Origin of the sequence: Pseudomonas sp. ADAK13 (genome assembly GCF_012935715.1) — a bacterium.
In the GTDB taxonomy this organism is placed as follows: Bacteria; Pseudomonadota; Gammaproteobacteria; order Pseudomonadales; family Pseudomonadaceae; genus Aquipseudomonas.
In genome coordinates this window covers 5,373,136-5,389,513 of sequence record NZ_CP052860.1, presented here as the reverse complement: position 1 = coordinate 5,389,513, position 16,378 = coordinate 5,373,136, and the positions used below count along the sequence as shown (strand labels likewise).

At 60.2% G+C, this 16,378-nt stretch carries 12 protein-coding genes; 7 read left to right on the top strand and 5 right to left on the bottom strand.

From position 1 onward, the window contains the following. Positions 1-462 (top strand): LEA type 2 family protein, encoded by a 462-nt coding sequence (locus tag HKK54_RS24895; protein WP_010165547.1) that lies wholly within the window; start codon positions 1-3, stop codon positions 460-462. Between the two features lie 22 nt (positions 463-484). Continuing rightward, on the top strand, positions 485-1,036 hold the full coding sequence (locus HKK54_RS24890; RefSeq protein WP_169388155.1) for a GNAT family N-acetyltransferase: 552 nt from the start codon (positions 485-487) through the stop codon (positions 1,034-1,036). A 391-nt stretch (positions 1,037-1,427) separates the two neighbouring features. Here HKK54_RS24890 and HKK54_RS24885 read toward each other — a convergent pair whose 3' ends face one another. From HKK54_RS24885 to HKK54_RS24875, 3 genes are all read right to left on the bottom strand, one after another. Then, complete coding sequence (locus HKK54_RS24885) at positions 1,428-2,978, bottom strand: IS3 family transposase (RefSeq protein ID WP_169385884.1); 1,551 nt, start codon at positions 2,976-2,978, stop codon at positions 1,428-1,430. Between the two features lie 567 nt (positions 2,979-3,545). Then, the gene (locus HKK54_RS24880; RefSeq protein WP_169388154.1) at positions 3,546-4,472 is read right to left on the bottom strand and encodes a carbon-nitrogen hydrolase family protein; all 927 of its coding nucleotides are present in this window, start codon (positions 4,470-4,472) and stop codon (positions 3,546-3,548) included. A 108-nt stretch (positions 4,473-4,580) separates the two neighbouring features. Beyond that, a complete protein-coding gene (locus HKK54_RS24875) occupies positions 4,581-5,465 on the bottom strand; it encodes a LysR family transcriptional regulator (protein WP_010172904.1) in 885 nt (294 codons plus the stop codon). A gap of 119 nt (positions 5,466-5,584) precedes the next feature. On the opposite strand from HKK54_RS24875, the gene HKK54_RS24870 reads away from it, so the two are divergent. The 3 genes from HKK54_RS24870 to HKK54_RS24860 all read left to right on the top strand — a co-directional run bounded on the left by HKK54_RS24870 (position 5,585) and on the right by HKK54_RS24860 (position 9,294). Then, positions 5,585-6,973 carry a M20 family metallopeptidase gene (locus tag HKK54_RS24870; RefSeq protein WP_169388153.1) on the top strand — a complete coding sequence of 463 codons (1,389 nt, stop codon included), beginning with the start codon at positions 5,585-5,587 and terminating at the stop codon, positions 6,971-6,973. Positions 6,974-7,040: 67 nt separating this feature from the next. Next, entirely contained in the window at positions 7,041-8,330 is a 1,290-nt protein-coding gene (locus tag HKK54_RS24865; RefSeq protein ID WP_169388152.1) for an MFS transporter, read from the top strand. Between the two features lie 46 nt (positions 8,331-8,376). After that, positions 8,377-9,294 (top strand): LysR family transcriptional regulator, encoded by a 918-nt coding sequence (locus tag HKK54_RS24860; protein WP_178120996.1) that lies wholly within the window; start codon positions 8,377-8,379, stop codon positions 9,292-9,294. Here HKK54_RS24860 and HKK54_RS24855 read toward each other — a convergent pair. Next, a complete protein-coding gene (locus HKK54_RS24855) occupies positions 9,269-9,520 on the bottom strand; it encodes a hypothetical protein (protein ID WP_003217960.1) in 252 nt (83 codons plus the stop codon). The genes HKK54_RS24860 and HKK54_RS24855 overlap by 26 nt on opposite strands. A gap of 176 nt (positions 9,521-9,696) precedes the next feature. Between HKK54_RS24855 and HKK54_RS24850 the strand changes: the two genes are divergently transcribed. Beyond that, positions 9,697-10,017: a DUF883 family protein gene (locus HKK54_RS24850; protein ID WP_010172915.1), complete on the top strand. Its 321-nt coding sequence runs from the start codon at positions 9,697-9,699 to the stop codon at positions 10,015-10,017. A gap of 40 nt (positions 10,018-10,057) precedes the next feature. Here the strand turns inward: HKK54_RS24850 and HKK54_RS24845 are convergent, their stop codons facing one another. Then, positions 10,058-11,095, bottom strand: a complete 1,038-nt coding sequence (locus HKK54_RS24845; protein ID WP_169388150.1) for an Ldh family oxidoreductase — start codon at positions 11,093-11,095, stop codon at positions 10,058-10,060. Positions 11,096-11,268: 173 nt separating this feature from the next. On the opposite strand from HKK54_RS24845, the gene HKK54_RS24840 reads away from it, so the two are divergent. Next, on the top strand, positions 11,269-16,377 hold the full coding sequence (locus tag HKK54_RS24840) for a dermonecrotic toxin domain-containing protein (RefSeq protein ID WP_169388149.1): 5,109 nt from the start codon (positions 11,269-11,271) through the stop codon (positions 16,375-16,377). The last annotated feature ends 1 nt before the right edge of the window (position 16,378 follow it).

Here is a 16,378-nt window from a genome sequence, read left to right as displayed (position 1 = left end):
ATGCGCAAGCTCATGGTCCTGTCACTGCTGCTACTCAGCCTGAGCGCCTGCGCGCTGTTCCCCGACCGCGACCCGGTGAACATCAACGTGGTGGGCATCGAGCCGCTGCAAAGCCAGGACCTTGAGGTGCGGTTCGCGGTCAAGTTGCGGGTGCAGAACCCGAACGAGACCGCGATCGACTACAGCGGCGTGGCCCTGGACCTGGAGGTCAATGGCCGGCCCCTGGCGTCGGGGGTGAGTGACCAGGGTGGTTCGATCCCACGCTTTTCGGAGACCGTGCTGACGGTACCGGTGAGTGTTTCGGCGTTTTCCGTGCTGCGTCAGACCCTGGGCTTGAGCCAGACCCAGAGTTTGAATAACCTGCCTTATGTGTTGCGCGGGAAACTGGCGGGTGGGCTGTTCGGCACCATGCGCTTCGTGGATCGCGGCACGCTGGACCTGCCCAACACCGCCACCTGGTAACGATCATGGAGAGCCTCGCCACATGGACGCGATACCCACGCTGTATACCGAACGCCTGATTCTGCGGCCGCTGACGCTGGAGGATGCCGAGGGCGTGCAGCAGCAGTTTCCCCATTGGGAAGTGGTGCGTTACCTCAATGCCCAGGTGCCCTGGCCATACCCGGCGGACGGTGCGCGCAGCTATCTGGAACACGTTGCGCTGCCGGCCATGGCGCGCGGTGTGGAGTGGCATTGGTCGATCCGCCTGAAAACCGCGCCAGAGGTTTTGATTGGGAATGTCAGCCTGATGGATGAGGTGGACAACAACCGGGGCTTTTGGCTGGGCTTGCAATGGCAGGGCCAGGGGTTGATGGCCGAGGCCAGTGCGGCGGTGACCGATTATTGGTTTGAGGTACTGGGGCGGCCCGTGATGCGGGTGCCCAAGGCGACGCCGAACGTTGCGTCGCGCAGGATTTCCGAGCGTACGGGGATGCGGTTGGTCAGGACCGATGAGGGGCGGTTTGTCGCTGGACGTTTCCCCAAGGATATTTGGGAGATTACTCGTGAGGAATGGCTGGGGGGGCGCGGTTTCTGAGTCGGGTATTGGGTGTATATCCGTTGTTTTTGTTATGGCTTCGATTGGTTCCGCTCTTACAGCGGGTCACTTTTGAAAGGAGCCCAAAAGTAACCAAAAGGCTCTTGCCCCACCACTCGGCACCTCGCTAATGCTCGGTGTGCCCTCACTCCGGTACTACTCCGCGGGCCGCCGCGACGGGGCGTCCCTGCCCCGTCGCGGCTAAACCGGCGTCCTGCCGGTTTACCCGCTCCGTACTACCTGCGTTCGGCCAGCGTGGTTTAACGGGGCGCCTAAGATCAAGATCAAAAGCAGATCAACAGCACAGCGGCCTACAGGCCGGCTTGAGTGGTGTGAAGCAAAGGCAACATCAACGGCGTTTTTCAAGGTAGTTGTCGCGCTCATCGTCGTACTACGCGGCTTTTATTACCACTGTCAGCTCCCTTTCAGGGTTCAGATACACCGTCCCGATAGGGTTCCAGTTGCGTGTCTCACCTGACCATCTTTCCGGTCTTCTCTCTCTGGCTTGCCTGTATACCGCATCTCGGCGAGCCAAGATTTCCCGGTCTTTCCCTTCGTGACGTTGAGCGGGTGTCACGAAGCGGATCCGACTATGACGGTGCACGGTGTTGTACCAGGTCATAAAATTCCTTACCCAGATACGCGCCTCATCCAGGCTGGAAAACCCGTCCTGCGGCCACTGCGGGCAGTATTTCAGCGTTCTGAACAACGATTCCGAGTACGGGTTGTCGTTACTGACCCGTGGTCTACCGCGAGACGGCGTGATGCCCAAGTCGTACATCTTGGTTAGTAGCGTTAACGATTTCATCGGCGCACCGTTGTCCGAGTGAAGCACCAACGGCTGGAGCCAACACTTTTCCTGAGTCACGCTTCGTTGCAGCAACGCGGCTGCTTTTTCACCGCTTTCTGCTTCGTAAACTTCCCAACCCACCGCCTTCCGGCTGTAGATATCCTCGATCAGATAGAGGTAGTAAAACTTTCCGCGAACCGGTGACGGCAAGTAAGTGATGTCCCATGACCACACTTGATTGGCGGCGGTCGCCGCATAAGTCGTGGGCGCCTCATGACGATGCGGCCGCTTGGCACGCGAGCGATGTTGCTGCTGACCTGCCGCGTGCAGTACGCGATAAAATGTCGCCTCCGAGGCCATGTAACGCCCCTCGTCAGCCAGCTGTGGCACGATTTGGCTCGGCGGCAGATGCGCATAGGTTTTGCTGTTGCACAGCGTCACGATACTTTGCCGTTCAAGCTCACTGAGTGCGTTGTTCGGCATCCGCCTGAGCGTCGTCGTGCGCCCATCCGCCAAGATTTCTTCCGGCAAATTCCAGCGTTGCAGTGTCCTCAGTGAAAGGCCTACCTCCTGACAAGCAGGCGCCCTGCGGGCGCCCGCCAGGATGGCTTCATTGAGCCAACCAACGAGTAAATACCGTTCTGGCAACAAGGTCAGTTGTCCTCGTCGTCGCTCCCCAGTAGGCATTGAGCTTTTTCTCAGCACCAGTAACGCCGCCGTCTCGGCCAGCGCCGCATCCTTGCGGCGTAGTTCGCGCTCAAGCTCACGGATCCTTTTTTTATCATCCCGTGACTGCCCTGAACTCGCCGTTTTCGCAGCTGGTTTTTGGGTGCTACTGGCGATAAACGCATTACGCCAATCGGTAATCTGCTCGGGAAAAATACCTTTTCTTCGGCAATATTCACCGATCTCCAGTTCCGACAGCGAACCGGTCTCTATGATGACCGTCAGTTTGGATTCGGCTGACCAATTTTCGGCGGGTTGTTTAGCGTCGGACAATTGCGTTCCTCTGGCAGCAGCTTGTTTGCGCCAATAATGGAGAGACATATCGCTGCAACCTTCGCGGCGAGCGACCTCCGCTGCTGAAAGGCTCAGGGGCGGAAGCATCATTTTCAGCAGTGCGGCTTTACGTTCATCTGAGTAGAAAGGCATGACCATACTCTTGCCGCCCCCGAAATGTGTTCAAAAAGCGGTGGACGCGACAACTACCCTGACACCGGGGGTCAAGATCAAAATCTACAGCGGGCACGGTCCAATGTGGGAGCTGGCTTGCCTGCGATGCAGACAACTCGGTACATCAGACACACCGAGGTGATGCCATCGCAGGCAAGCCAGCTCCCACAGAAAAGCAGAGCTGCATCAGTTTCAGATTTGGCTTTGGCTTTCGCTTTTGATCTGGCTTCTACCACTCAAGCCGGCCTGTAGGCCGCTGTGCTCTTGCTTTTGATCTTGATCTGGCTCTGACTGCCCCAATAAGCCCGAGGCCGAACGCAGGTGGTGCGGAGCGGGTAAACCGGCAGGACGCCGGTTTAGCCGCGCTGGGCCAAGGATGGCCCATCGCGGCGGCCCGCGGAGCATCGCCGGAGTGAGGGAACACCGAGCCTAGGCGAGGTGCCGACAGGCGGGGCAGAGCCCTTTGCTTACTTTGGGGCTTTTCCAAAGTGAGTCGCTGTAAGAGCGAAACCATAAGCCGCCGTTACCCAAATAACGGATATGTACTCAGTCAGCAATAAACCGCACCCCCGGCTTACCCCGCTCATCCACGATCAACTCAAAAATGTCAGGCCGGGCATAATGCCCAACCACATCATAGTCATACCGCGCCCGCACCAGATCATCGGTATCAATCCGCGCCACCAGCAACCCCGCCCCACCCAGCAACGGCCCTGCAAGAATGTCCCCCATGGGCCCGACGATCACGCTGCCACCGGCAATCAACGGCCTATCCCCAGGCCAGTTCGCCACCTCCACGCCCAACGCCTGGGGCGACGCCTGCACCTGACACGCACTCACCACAAAACACCGCCCCTCATGCGCAACATGCCGCATGCTCACCTGCCACATCTCCCGCTCGTCCACCGTCGGCGCACACCACACCTGCACGCCCTTGGCGTACATCGCCGTGCGCAACAACGGCATCATGTTCTCCCAGCACACCGCGCCACCAATGCGCCCCACCGCCGTATCAACCACCGGCAATGTCGAGCCGTCGCCCTTGCCCCAAATCAGCCGCTCGGTCCCGGTAGGCATCAATTTGCGATGCTTGGCCACCAACCCGCCCACCGGTTCGATGTACAACACCGTGCAATACAGGGTGCTGCCACTGCGCTCGATCACACCCAGCACCAAACTCGCCCCGGTACGCACCGACAACCCGGCCAACGCCTCGGTCTCCGCCCCCGGCACATCAATCGCGTTGGCAAAATAACGGGCAAAGGCCTCGCGGCCTTCCGGCAGGCGATAACCCAGCTGTGTGCCAAAGCCTTCACCCTTGGGATACCCGCCGAGCAAGGCTTCAGGCATCACCACCAATTGCGCACCGCTGCGCAGGATTTCGTCCTCGTAAGACAGGATCTGTTCCAGGGTCTCGGCCTTGCCTCCCGGCAAGGAACCGATTTGCAAAGCAGCCACGGTAGAAATGGGCATCACGATCACTCCGAATCAATGGGGTGACCCATTCTCCAGTCAGGAGCATTCATGAATAAAGCCCACTTCACTGCTAACTGATATGAGCCAAATAAATATCCACTCCCATCAGTTAACGTCTTTCAGGGATCCGATAAGGGTTTCGATAAAAAGCTCAAGCGCCGCCGGTAATGCGCGTTTGGGCATCGTCAGCACCTGGATTGCGCGGTCTGAAAATTGAGGGTTCGACAACGCAACCGATACCAGGTCGTCGCTTCCATTCGCCCGATGGCTGATCGCACCGCCAAACGCAATGGTGTCCGTGTTGCGAACGAATTCATGGATGGCGCCCGAATAGTTGCACGTCATCACGTGATTGAATGACAGCCCTTCCATCTGGCAAACGAGGTCAAACAACAGCCTTTGAGTGGAGCCCTTTGGCGTCAGTGCCAACGGGTAATGTGAGAGTGATCGAAGGGGCACCTGCTTGAGCGTCGCCAATGGATGCCCCACACGCATCACGGCGCGGATCGGCGAGCGGCTTGAATGCAGGACCTCGACACCGTCGATAGGCTCGGTACTGAAGACCAGCCCCACATCCGCCTCGCCGCGCCTCACTTTATCCGCACATTCGTGAGGCGACATCACCTCCAGCACATACTGGAACGCCGGATGTTGCTGGTAATGCCGGATCAGTACCTGAGGCAGGAAGTAACGGGAAAGCCCCTCGGTTGACACCAGCCGAACCACTTTCGCGCCCGGGTAATCCCCCGCCCGCAACTCCGACAGCAGGCTTTGCTCCTCCAGCGAGGCACGTCGTGCATGATCAGCCAAGGCGCTGCCGGCAGCCGTCGGCTGCATGCCCCGTGGCCGTCGCTCGAACAACGGCACCCCGATACTTTCTTCCAACAGGGAGATTTGGCGACTGACGGCGCTGGGCGCGATATGCAAGCGTTCACCGGCAGCAGCAAGCGACCCCGAGTCGATCACGGCCAGAAAATAGCGATAGTCCACGGTTTGATTCCTTTACCCAGGCATCTATTTATTAGAAGTCAAACGTCAAAAAACAGCAATATACAGAGCGATACGTGACTTCTATATTGGATTGAACCCAAGCACGCACCGGAACTGTCATGTCCAAGCAACAAGCGCTCGCGAATGTTCGCCAGTACCTGGCCGACGGCCATTTTGAAGCCGATCTGCGCCGCCGGATCGCCATTCGCAGCGAAAGCCAGAATCCCGGCCAAGCCCACGAACTGACGCGGTATCTGCAACAGGAAATACAGCCTGCGCTGGCAGGTATGGGTTTTGAATGCCAACTGCTCGATAACCCGTCCGGCGCCGGGCCTTTGCTGTTCGCATCACGTCATGAAGCGGACGACCTGCCGACAGTACTGACGTACGGGCATGGCGACGTAGTACTCGGCTATGACGAGCAATGGCGCGAGGGCCTCAACCCTTGGGCGCTGACCGTTGAAGGCGATCGTTGGTACGGCCGTGGGACCGCAGATAACAAAGGCCAGCACAGCATCAACCTGGCGGCCCTCGAACACGTCATCAAACAACGGGACGGACGCTTGGGCTTCAACGTCAAAGTGCTGTTTGAAACCGGTGAAGAATGCGGCTCTCCCGGGCTGCGCGAGGTGTGCACGACGCACCAGGCGTTGTTGCAAGCCGATGTGTTCATCGCCTCCGACGGCCCGCGCTTGAACGACAGCCGCCCGACGATATTTCTCGGCTCCCGGGGTTCCGCGCTGTTTTCCCTGAACGTCAAGGCACGGGACAAGGGCCTGCACTCGGGGAACTGGGGCGGCGTGATGTCCAACCCCGCCGTGGTGCTGGCCAATGCATTGGCCAGTCTGGTGGACCAGAACGGTCGTATCCGCTGTCGAACGCTGGTGCCGGGCGCCATCCCCGAGTCGGTGCGCGAAGCCATCCGTGAACTGGGCATTGATCAGCATTCGCTGGGCCGTCCGTTGGACGTGCAGTGGGGCGAGCCCGGCTTGACCTTGGGTGAGCGACTGTTCGGCTGGAACACCCTGGAGGTGCTGGCGTTTAACGCCGGTAATCCATCCAAACCGGTGAATGCCATTCCGCCCAGCGCCACCGCTCATTGCCAGCTGCGCTTCGTGGTGGGTACCGACTGGCAACACCTGGAGCACCTGCTGCGCCAGCACCTGGATGCCGAGGGCTTTCAACAGGTCAATATCGTGATGGATCGTTGTACACCTGCCAGCCGGCTGGACCCTGACAACCCGTGGGTGCACTTCGCCAGACAGTCGATTGCCGAAGCCACCCACCGGCCTGTCGCCGTGTTACCGAACCTTGCGGGCACCCTGCCCAACGATATTTTCGCAGACATATTGGGCCTGCCTACGCTGTGGATACCGCACTCCTACCCCGGCTGTTCACAGCATGCTCCGGATGAACACCTGTTGGGCTCGGTAGCCCTTGAGGGGCTGCAAATCATGACCTCGCTGTTCTGGGACCTGGGTCACCTCACACCACCCCAACCACAATAAAAAATCAGGGTCAGACGGACCCTTTTTATCTGCCGCTCACCCCCTTATAAAATCAGGAGCGTCAAGCATGACAGCGTTATCGTCCCCCACCGTTTCACCCGCGGTCGCCACCGCAACGCCCCTCTGGAAGCCTGTGGGCGCCGCCTTGATCGGTAACACGCTTGAATGGTTTGACCTGTCGGTGTACGCCTATTTTGCGCTGACCATCAGCAAGGTATTTTTCCCGGCCGCAGACCCGGCGGTCTCGCTGTTCCTGGCCTTTGCGACCTTCGGGCTGTCGTTTCTGATCCGTCCGTTGGGCGCCGCCGTACTGGGTTCCTATGCCGACCGGCAGGGCCGCAAGAAAGCGTTGACGCTGTCGATCATGCTGATGCTGATCGGCACGGCGATGATCGCGGTCATGCCCGGCTATGCCGCCATCGGGATTGTCGCGCCGATAGGCATTCTGCTGGCCCGTCTGCTCCAGGGCTTCTCGGCAGGCGGTGAGTTCGGCAGTTCCACCGCATTCATGATGGAACATGCCCCGCAAAAGACCCGCAACTTTGTCGCGAGCCTGCAGTTTGCTAGCCAGGGATTTGGCGTGGTCATCGCCTCGTTGTTCGGCTACTTTCTGACCACCAGCCTGAACGACCAGCAGATGTTCGACTGGGGTTGGCGCGTGCCGTTTTTCTTTGGCTTGATCCTCGGTCCGGTGGGCCTGTACATCCGCCGTACGGTGGATGAGTCCCCCGACTTCAAGGAAAGTGAACCGGGCTCCCGGCCGCTGCGGGAGGTGCTGTTCTCGCAGAAGACCTTGCTGCTGGTGTCCATGGGCGTGCTGATCGTGTCGACGGCGTCCAACTTCATGATCAAGTACATGCCGTCCTATGCCGCGACCACCTTGAACATTCCCCAGTCCACAGGCTTTTTGGCCACGCTGTCAGGTGGGCTCATCCTGACCGTGGTCACGCCGGTGGTCGGGTTCATCACCGGTTATGTCAGCCGGATCAAAATCATGCTCTGGGCTTCGGCCGTCTACATCCTCGCGATCTTTCCGGCATTCGTCTGGCTCAACACAGTACCCAGCGCAACCTCGTTGTTGCTGGTGGTGTCCATGATGGCGTTGATCAAGGCGGTCTACTTCGCACCGCTGGCATCACTCATGGCGGATGTGTTTCCGGTACGCACCCGGGTGACCGGCATGTCCCTCAGCTACAACCTGGCTGTGACGATATTTGGTGGCTTTGCGCCGGTAATCGCCACCGGGCTGATCGCCCTGACCGGCTCACAACTGGCGCCGAGTTTTTACCTGATCGCGGCAGCGGCCCTGAGTATCAGTGCGCTGGTGGTGGCCAGCAGAAAATTGCAGCTGGTCTAGAGGCGTTATACATTCGAGACATATCCAGCCACGCACTATGAACCCGATGAATATCGCCAACGTCGATCTCAACCTGCTGAAAACCTTCGAAGCCCTGCACGACGAATCCAGTGCCAGCCGCGCCGCCCTGCGCCTTGGGGTGACACAGTCGGCCATCAGTGCGGCGTTGCGTCGTCTGCGGGATGTGTATGGCGATCAATTGTTCGTGCGCACCGGCCGGGGCCTGGCGCCAACCTTGCGGGCCAACCAGTTGAAACCGGTGATCAGCGAAGCGCTCGACCGTTGCCGCCAGAGCCTGGCCATGGTCGACCCTCACGGCAGCCATTATCAGGGCCGTTCGGTGGTGTTGGGGTTGTCGGATGATTTCGAAATTGCCTACGGCCGCCGGCTGATCGATGAGATCGCCCGGCGTGCGCCGAAGCTGCGGCTGATTTTCCGCCAGACCCACAGCCAGATCGTCGCCGGTGCCCTGCTCGACCGCAGCCTGGACCTTGCGATCACCGCCGGCGGTTTTGCCGAGCGCCGGCTGAGCCGCCAGGTACTCGGGGAAGGCCATTATGCGTGCCTGGTGGACCCCGCCAGCCTGGCGCCGGGGCAACAGGCCATCGACCTCGACGAGTTCGTGAGGCGTGAACATGTGTTGGTATCGTCTGGGGGATTTATCGGGATTACCGACGAGGGCCTGGCCGCGCAGAGCTTGAGCCGGCACGTAGGCGCTTCCACCACCCACTTTGCCGCACTACCGTTTCTGCTCAAGGGCAGCCAGGCGGTGGCGACCATCCCCGATCACGCGGCCCAGGCCATCGCGCGGCTGACCGGGTTGACGGTGCTGCCCTGCCCACTGACCTTGCCGCGCTACCCGGTGGAGCTGGGCTGGCGCACCCAGGCGCAGCTCGATCCCTTGCAGCGCCTGGTGCGTGAGGCGATCGAGGCGTGTTTTACTTCGCCGCCATCAGCCGATTGACTTCACTGCGCACCATGTTCGAAAACTCCGGCGGCGACATGCCGTCCAGTTCCGCACGCACCCATTCGGCCCATTTGCCCTTGCGCTTGGCACGTTCGCCAAACAGGCGGGCGGCTTCGCCCTTGGCCTTGCCCAGGTTGCTTTGCCACAGGTCGTAGAGACGGGACTTTTCATCTTCCAGCGCGGCGCGCTCGGCGAGGGGCTTGTTGGCCAGATTGAAGCTCATGTTGAATTACCTGCTGCACAAATAGGTGACATCTTACACTGTAGGTCGAATTTTCTTGGCCTGGATTTCACCTAAGCTGACCTCAGGAAAAAAACCTGCAACTTTTGCCAGCTTCAAACACTCCATTCTTCATCGAGCGCATTTATTGCCACATTCACCTGCAAGGAGTTAACCCAATGGCCCGCAAATCTGCCGCCCAAGCCGTCGAAGAGCAAATCAAGGATCAAGCGTTCAGTGAGCTGACCGCGCTGATCGAAGAATCGGACAAGCTGCTCAAAAGCAGTGCGTCACTGGTGGGAGAAGAAGGTGAAACCCTGCGCGAACAGGTCGCTATCAAGCTCAAGCAGGCCCTGGACTCGGTGTCCAATGTGCGCGAGCGCAGCAAGCCGGTGGTAGACGCCACCGAGACGTACATTGGTGGCCATCCATGGCAGACCGTGGCGATTTCCGCCGGGTTTGGCCTGGTGGTCGGCCTGTTGCTGGGTCGCCGCAACTGACCTGACACAACGCCTGCGCCCTCCCCGGGCGCAGCGCGCTTCACACCTGTGCCAGCACCCGCAACCGCTTCAATTCCTGCGTATCCAGCTCGATCCCGTCTGCCAGGGCCTTCGCCCGCGTGCGATGGCGCCGATCCCCCGGCAAACGCCGTAACCCTGCCGCATGCATCTGCCGCACCAGCTCCTGGCTGCGCTCGGCGAAGCTTTGCCCGGCAGTCTTGCTCGGGTCGATCACGATCAGCAACTGGCCGGTCCACGGCGTGCGGGCACCCGGGTGATCGGACCAGTTGAACTCAAACGAGAAATTGCCGCCCGTGAGGGCCGCTGCCAGTAACTCGACCATCATCGACAACGCCGAGCCCTTGTGCCCGCCAAACGGCAGCAGCGCGCCGCCTTCGAGAATGGCCTTGGGGTCCTGGGTCGGCTGGCCGAGGCTGTCCACGCCGATGCCCGGCGGCAGGCGTTCGCCTTTGCGCGCGGCAATCTGGACGTCACCGTGTGCGATGGCGCTGGTGGCCAGGTCAAAGACGATCGGCAAGCCATCGGCACGGGGCGCCGCGAAGGCAATGGGGTTGGTGCCGAACAGCGGCCGGTCTGCCCCGTGGGGCACTACGCAGGTCATGCTGTTGACCACGCTCAAGGCCACCAGGCCTTCTTCGGCGAAGGGCTCGACATCCGGCCAAAGGGCCGCGAAGTGATGGGAATTGTGAATCGCCAGCAAGGCGATCCCGGCGCTTCGGGCCTTCTCCACCAACAGCGGGCGGGCGGCTTGCAGCGCGGGCTGGGCGAAGCCATTGGCGGCATCGACGCGAATGAAACCACTGGCGACGTCCTCTACCACCGGCACGGCCTTGCCGTTGACCCAGCCACTGGCCAGGGTGGAAACATAACCGGGAATGCGAAACACGCCGTGGCTGTGGGCGCCATCACGTTCGGCGCTGGCGCAGTTCTCGGCAAGCACCCGGGCCACGTCGGCCGATGTGCCGTGGCGCACGAAGACCTGGCGCAGCAGGTCGGTCAATTGGGCGTAAGTGAGTCGCTCTGATGAAGACTCGACATCCAAGGGCGATGCAGACATCTGAAGCTCCCGTTTAATTATTGGAAAGGGCAACAGCGTACAAAGAATCGGTCTGACGATTAGACAGGGTTTGCCCCATGGCTGTCGACAGGGAACGCCAGACATATCTAGCGCCCTGAGGCGCTCGCGGGTGCGTAGGGTCGACGCCCTCACTTTGTCCAAGGATCAGGCACATGAGCCACAGCTCCCTACCCTATTTTTTCCCGGAAGCCCTGCGCGATGGCTGGAACGTCTTGGAGCGTGAACGCCGCCTGGGCCTCGACCGCAAGGACCACGAGTTTCTCGGCAAGGTGTTTTTCGCCACCGACACCGCGCGTCGCCAGCAATCGCCGCCGATGATTGCGCAACGCCTCTGGCTCGACAAAAACACACCCAACGCCGCCGAACTGGCCGGCAGCTTCATGATGAGTTCCAGCGCCGTTTACCCTCACGCGTTCCTCTACACCCCCTACGGCGGCCTGGAAAAATTCGATAACCGTGCGCAAGCCTTGGCGGCGTTGAGCGAACGGTTGAAAAATCCGGCGCAGGCCGCGCAACTCCTGCGTTTCCTGCCTTTGCAACAACAGGCCATACGGGCAGCGGACAACACCCCCGTACTGACCACCGAAGCCATCCTTGAGGGTGTTTTTGAGGAACAGGAAAAAACCCTCAACGCCTATCAGGATAAAAACCGCCAGGCGATGCTGGCCGAATTAAAACAACTCCCGACGCTGGGCACCTTGCTGTCGCAGTTGCTCAACGTGGTGTGTCGACCCGCGTTCCCGGGACTGGATGCCAGCGCCGCCCATGTGAGCTTTTTCGCCCGCCAGCCCGTGCAAGGCAACACGCCCCGCTGGCTTGATTCACTGCACATCAATGATGCCGTGTTGTTGTTTTACCGCGAGCAAAACTGGCCTGTCGGGCAGACCCGGGAATTTTTCCATCCCGGGCGCCCAAAAGACCCGGCGGACGCACCACGCTGGGAAACCGCGATTCAGCAAGCGGCCGGGCAACTGGTTCCGTTCCTGCAGAGCGCCCTGGAAACGTTCTGGAACACCGAAATATCACCCAGTCTTTCTCGCCGGGCCTTTTTCACACAGGCCATGGCGGCAAATGCCCGACTGGACATACTGCTCAAGCGCCAAAAGTCGATCATCAGTGCCTCGCAAAGCCAGGCGCTGGCCCTGCTGTACGAGCCCGAAGAGACCTTGAACGGGAACAACATCACCCCACTGCGCTTCGAAAAAGTGCAGATCTGGGAGCATCCCGCCAATACAGTTTCATTGGCCAGCACGTTGATGATCGGGAACGCCACTACGTTTTTCTACACACCGGGATTGGGCCTGCAGGTGCTCGGAAACTACGAGGATTTAATGAAGGCCCTCGAGGCCATGGTCAAGGCGCCAGGGTATGACAATAACCTCTATAACCTGATGTCCCTGCAAGAGCGCGCATTGTTTATCGGCTTCAAGGCCCCCCGGTTTTCTGGCCTACAACTGCAAGGCAACCTGTTTGAACAATTGTTCGAAGAGGTCATCGCCAAACAGCAGCAGAACCTCGGTTATGCCCTGGACCTGTACCGTCGCACACGAGCCGGCATCGATCCCGCGGCCCTGGTGGATCACTCGCTGGACGTGCGCTACATGATTGACAGCCAACTTCCGGGCCTGGATAGCGAGGGACGGTGGACCCCGCACTCAGTACTCGCCGACCCCACGCGCCCGGTCTCGCTCACCGCCGAACGCGTTGCCCTGCTGCAAAAACAGATGGCTAGTATCGAGCAATCCCTGGCCGTGCAGATCCGGGCGCAACCTGCATTGGCGAGCAAGGTCCGGGAAGTATTGACCGCGCAGTTCAACCTTCACCGCCTGCCGGATCTCGACCCGGAGGGAATTTACGTCAACCGATACGCCAGTACCGCAAGCGATGCAGCCGTGGCACCGCCCCTGGAAAGCCAAAGCCTCAGCAGCTATTTCATCGGGCGCCTGACCCGTGGCCTGGGGCCTATTCCCCAGACCCCCGACTACGGCCTCTACCATGCCCCGGGAAAGGGACTTGCAAAAAAACTGACCTCGCTCGATATCACCCGGGCCAACGCCATTCTCGGCGCTGCACTGACCCAATTTCGCAGCCGCGACCTCGCCAACATGCCCCGTGAGCACTTGGAGACCCTCAAGGCGCCCATGGCCCATGCCATGTCAGTGGCCATTCAGGGAGAGGCCCGGCTCAGGCGCCTGAACAACAGCCTCGACGCCCGTGACGAGGCGCTGATCAATACCGTATTTGATCATCAGCGCCCTGATCGGCGCCGGCGCCAGGGGCTCAACGGCTTCATTCCAGACGCCTTCGCGCTGACCGTCGAACCGCAGAACCAGAAGCAAAGGGTGCCATTGGCGCATTGCCTGGTGCTCACCGAACGTGGCGGCCTGGACCCTTCCCATTCCGGCCGGGCGATTCTGTGGACCCCGGCGCGAGGCCTGGAAAGTTTCACCCACATCGCTCAACTGCACACCGAACTCAAGCGCCGGCTCGCCGATCCCGAGCAGCGCATGATGCTTCTGCAGAACCTCGACCCCCGCCAGTTCAAGCCCCACCAGTCTTACGCCTTGGGCAGCTTCATGCAGATCAACGACGCCGTGGCGCAACACCGCCAACAGTCGTGGATTGAGCATTACATCGGGCAACGCGCCCACTGCCTGGCGCTGAGCTTATCGAGCGGTGCCTTGTTGAGCCGTTTTGCTGCGCTGGAACAGACGCTACCCGCCACCGACCTGGACCACACGTCACGAATCGCCCAAACCCTGATGGCGCAACAGTCGTTACCCGCCTGGCTGGGGATGGCCCCGATCAAGGAGCAACAGCGCCATATCGAAATCCTTGAGCAATACCGCCAGAGCCTCAGCGACGACAAAGACTACCTGCATGATTTTTTCTCCCTCTCGCAGTATGTCCACGACACACTCACCGGCTTGTTGATGGCCTACGCCGTGTCCCCGAAAAACGTGTACATCACCCCCAAGCTGGTGCTCGCCGGCCAGCGCCAGAACCTGGTGGACTACGCCCTGAATCACGTTACACAACAGGCCGCCACCTTTGAAGTCGACTCCGCGGCCGTTGGCCTGACGCCCACGGTCATACTTCAGATACTGGCCCGCTTGACCCTCAAGCAAGACAACCAGGCTTACCTGACTGAAAAACTCACCCCAGGCAACCCCGGTGCCGGGGAGCGAGAGCAACGGTTTATCCGGCAGTTGCCCTGGCAACTGCTGCAACATGCCCATGCACTGAAGCTACAGGAGCGGCTCTCGGTCACCGGATTGGGCCTGATCGAACAGATACTCGATATGCCGGACGCCACCGCCCGCGCTACCGTCGAGGGCGCGACCGCGAGTATCCGCCCGTTGGAGTTGATTGCGACGGCGGGCGCCCGCGCCGTAAAGACGCTGGGGGTCTACTTGATCAGTGCCGCCGGAAAGAACCCGGTAGTGATGTATACGCCGTACAGTCCGCAACAGACGTTCCAGGAGTTTGAAAACGAGGCCAGTTTGCTGCTTCGGCTCAACATACCCGGCCTGCTGCAGGACTGGATCATTGGCCATCTGCCGGCCAGCGATCAAGCCACCTATAAAAACCTGTGGGCCACCACCGCAGGGAAACTGTCTGAAATCACCCTGGCGGCAACGCCCATCATGGGCAATGCACTCAAGCAGCTGTACCGGGACAACACTGCCCTTATGGTGCACATGCTCGACCAGCAAAATCAGCCCGACGGCCAGTCGAATTGGGACACCATAAAAGCGCTGTTTACCGGCGGCCTCCAACAGTCACTCGGGTTACTGCCCGGCAAACTGATGCTGCCGATCGTGATATGGCAGAGCTACCGGCTGTTCAAAGCCTCCGCCGAAGCCTTGCAGCAACACCAATGGCGTGAAGCGTTGGAGTCGTTTATCGCGGGCGTCGGGCAAATGCTCTCGTTGCGCCAGTTGATGCAGGCGCCTGTGGCTCCAGACGACCCTCAGCCGGCACCTGAGCCGACGGATACAGCCCCGGCCTGGCCAGGCATCGACATAACGGCTCAAGAACGCACCCGGCTGCAGGCCTATGAGGTGCACGAACCCAGCCTGGAACAATTGAGTGCGGGCGCCTCCGGGGTCTACACCTCGGAGAATAACCACCATTACGTTCCCTGCGCGGGCAAGGTCTATCGCGCCGAAAAACAGGGCAGTCACTGGCGGCTGTTCAGTGCACAGTCCAAAGGCCCTCGCTTGCGCCTGGATACCGGACGCAAATGGCGGGTCGATACCCGTCCGCCCATCCGCCGCTTCGGCCCCGGGCTCAGCAGAATGCTCGAGCAGCGAGAAGTCAGGGCAGCAGCCCGCAGGATCATGAACATCGAAGCCCGTGGCATGGCCAATATCCGGCGCCTCTCTCCACACAGGGCCCAGGCGATTGTCGAGGCACTGGACCTGGCAACGTTTTACCTGCACAACTGCCAACAAAACCTGAAGCTGCTGGACCCCAAGTACCCACCCGTCACGCGGGTGCATCGCTTCGTGAATCGCTTCTTTGGGATTGCGCCAGACCCCGATACGGGGCCCGCACGGTTTCCCGAGGCGCTCGCAAAAAAACTGCTGGAAACCGTTACCGCTATCCTGGACGAGGTCCTGGAACCGTCGCTTTACTCACTCAACTCGACGCGATTCGTTTCCGGAGCGCATATCGTCGAGCCCGAGCGGCATTGGGCCTTTACCATCGACGACGACCCGGACCGACGCATCTACCTCTCCGACAACTTCTTCGATCCCCCTGCGTCGCTGTATGACAGCCACTTGATCGGCTACTTCGACCAACCGGTCCATGCTCGCGCCACGACGCTTATCCACGAACTGACCCACATCGTGCGCAACACTGTCGACGCGGTGTACCTCAATACGGTATCGCCGTTTTCCGACCTGATCGAAGTCCAGACCCAGACCGGCCGCGACCTGCGGGACTGGCTGCAAGACGTGCAAGAAAACGCCTACTCGGTGAGCACGCCCATTGGGCACTTGTTCAAATCAATGGATGCCATGGGCGTGATCGGCCCTGACGTAGGCACAGATCCTGACGACGACTACATCAAGGAGCAGATTCTGCAGACCACCGGAGGCGTGGACTTGAGCAATGCGAGAGGGATTTTCAAAACCAACCTGACCCGGCGTTTCAATACCCAGATAGACAACGCCGACTCATTGACCCTGCTGATTACCACCCTGGGACGTCAGCTGGACCCGATACCGTCGATGGCGCACCAAACGCCCTGAA

What these genes read in the sequence shown, in the direction of transcription:
- HKK54_RS24860 (WP_178120996.1), top strand. Translation starts at nt 8,377, where the DNA reads ATGAATATCGCCAACGTCGATCTCAACCTGCTGAAAACCTTCGAAGCC.
- HKK54_RS24850 (WP_010172915.1), top strand. Translation starts at nt 9,697, where the DNA reads ATGGCCCGCAAATCTGCCGCCCAAGCCGTCGAAGAGCAAATCAAGGAT.
- HKK54_RS24855 (WP_003217960.1), bottom strand. Translation starts at nt 9,520, where the DNA reads ATGAGCTTCAATCTGGCCAACAAGCCCCTCGCCGAGCGCGCCGCGCTG.
- HKK54_RS24890 (WP_169388155.1), top strand. Translation starts at nt 485, where the DNA reads ATGGACGCGATACCCACGCTGTATACCGAACGCCTGATTCTGCGGCCG.
- HKK54_RS24865 (WP_169388152.1), top strand. Translation starts at nt 7,041, where the DNA reads ATGACAGCGTTATCGTCCCCCACCGTTTCACCCGCGGTCGCCACCGCA.
- HKK54_RS24895 (WP_010165547.1), top strand. Translation starts at nt 1, where the DNA reads ATGCGCAAGCTCATGGTCCTGTCACTGCTGCTACTCAGCCTGAGCGCC.
- HKK54_RS24880 (WP_169388154.1), bottom strand. Translation starts at nt 4,472, where the DNA reads ATGCCCATTTCTACCGTGGCTGCTTTGCAAATCGGTTCCTTGCCGGGA.
- HKK54_RS24885 (WP_169385884.1), bottom strand. Translation starts at nt 2,978, where the DNA reads ATGCCTTTCTACTCAGATGAACGTAAAGCCGCACTGCTGAAAATGATG.
- HKK54_RS24870 (WP_169388153.1), top strand. Translation starts at nt 5,585, where the DNA reads ATGTCCAAGCAACAAGCGCTCGCGAATGTTCGCCAGTACCTGGCCGAC.
- HKK54_RS24845 (WP_169388150.1), bottom strand. Translation starts at nt 11,095, where the DNA reads ATGTCTGCATCGCCCTTGGATGTCGAGTCTTCATCAGAGCGACTCACT.
- HKK54_RS24840 (WP_169388149.1), top strand. Translation starts at nt 11,269, where the DNA reads ATGAGCCACAGCTCCCTACCCTATTTTTTCCCGGAAGCCCTGCGCGAT.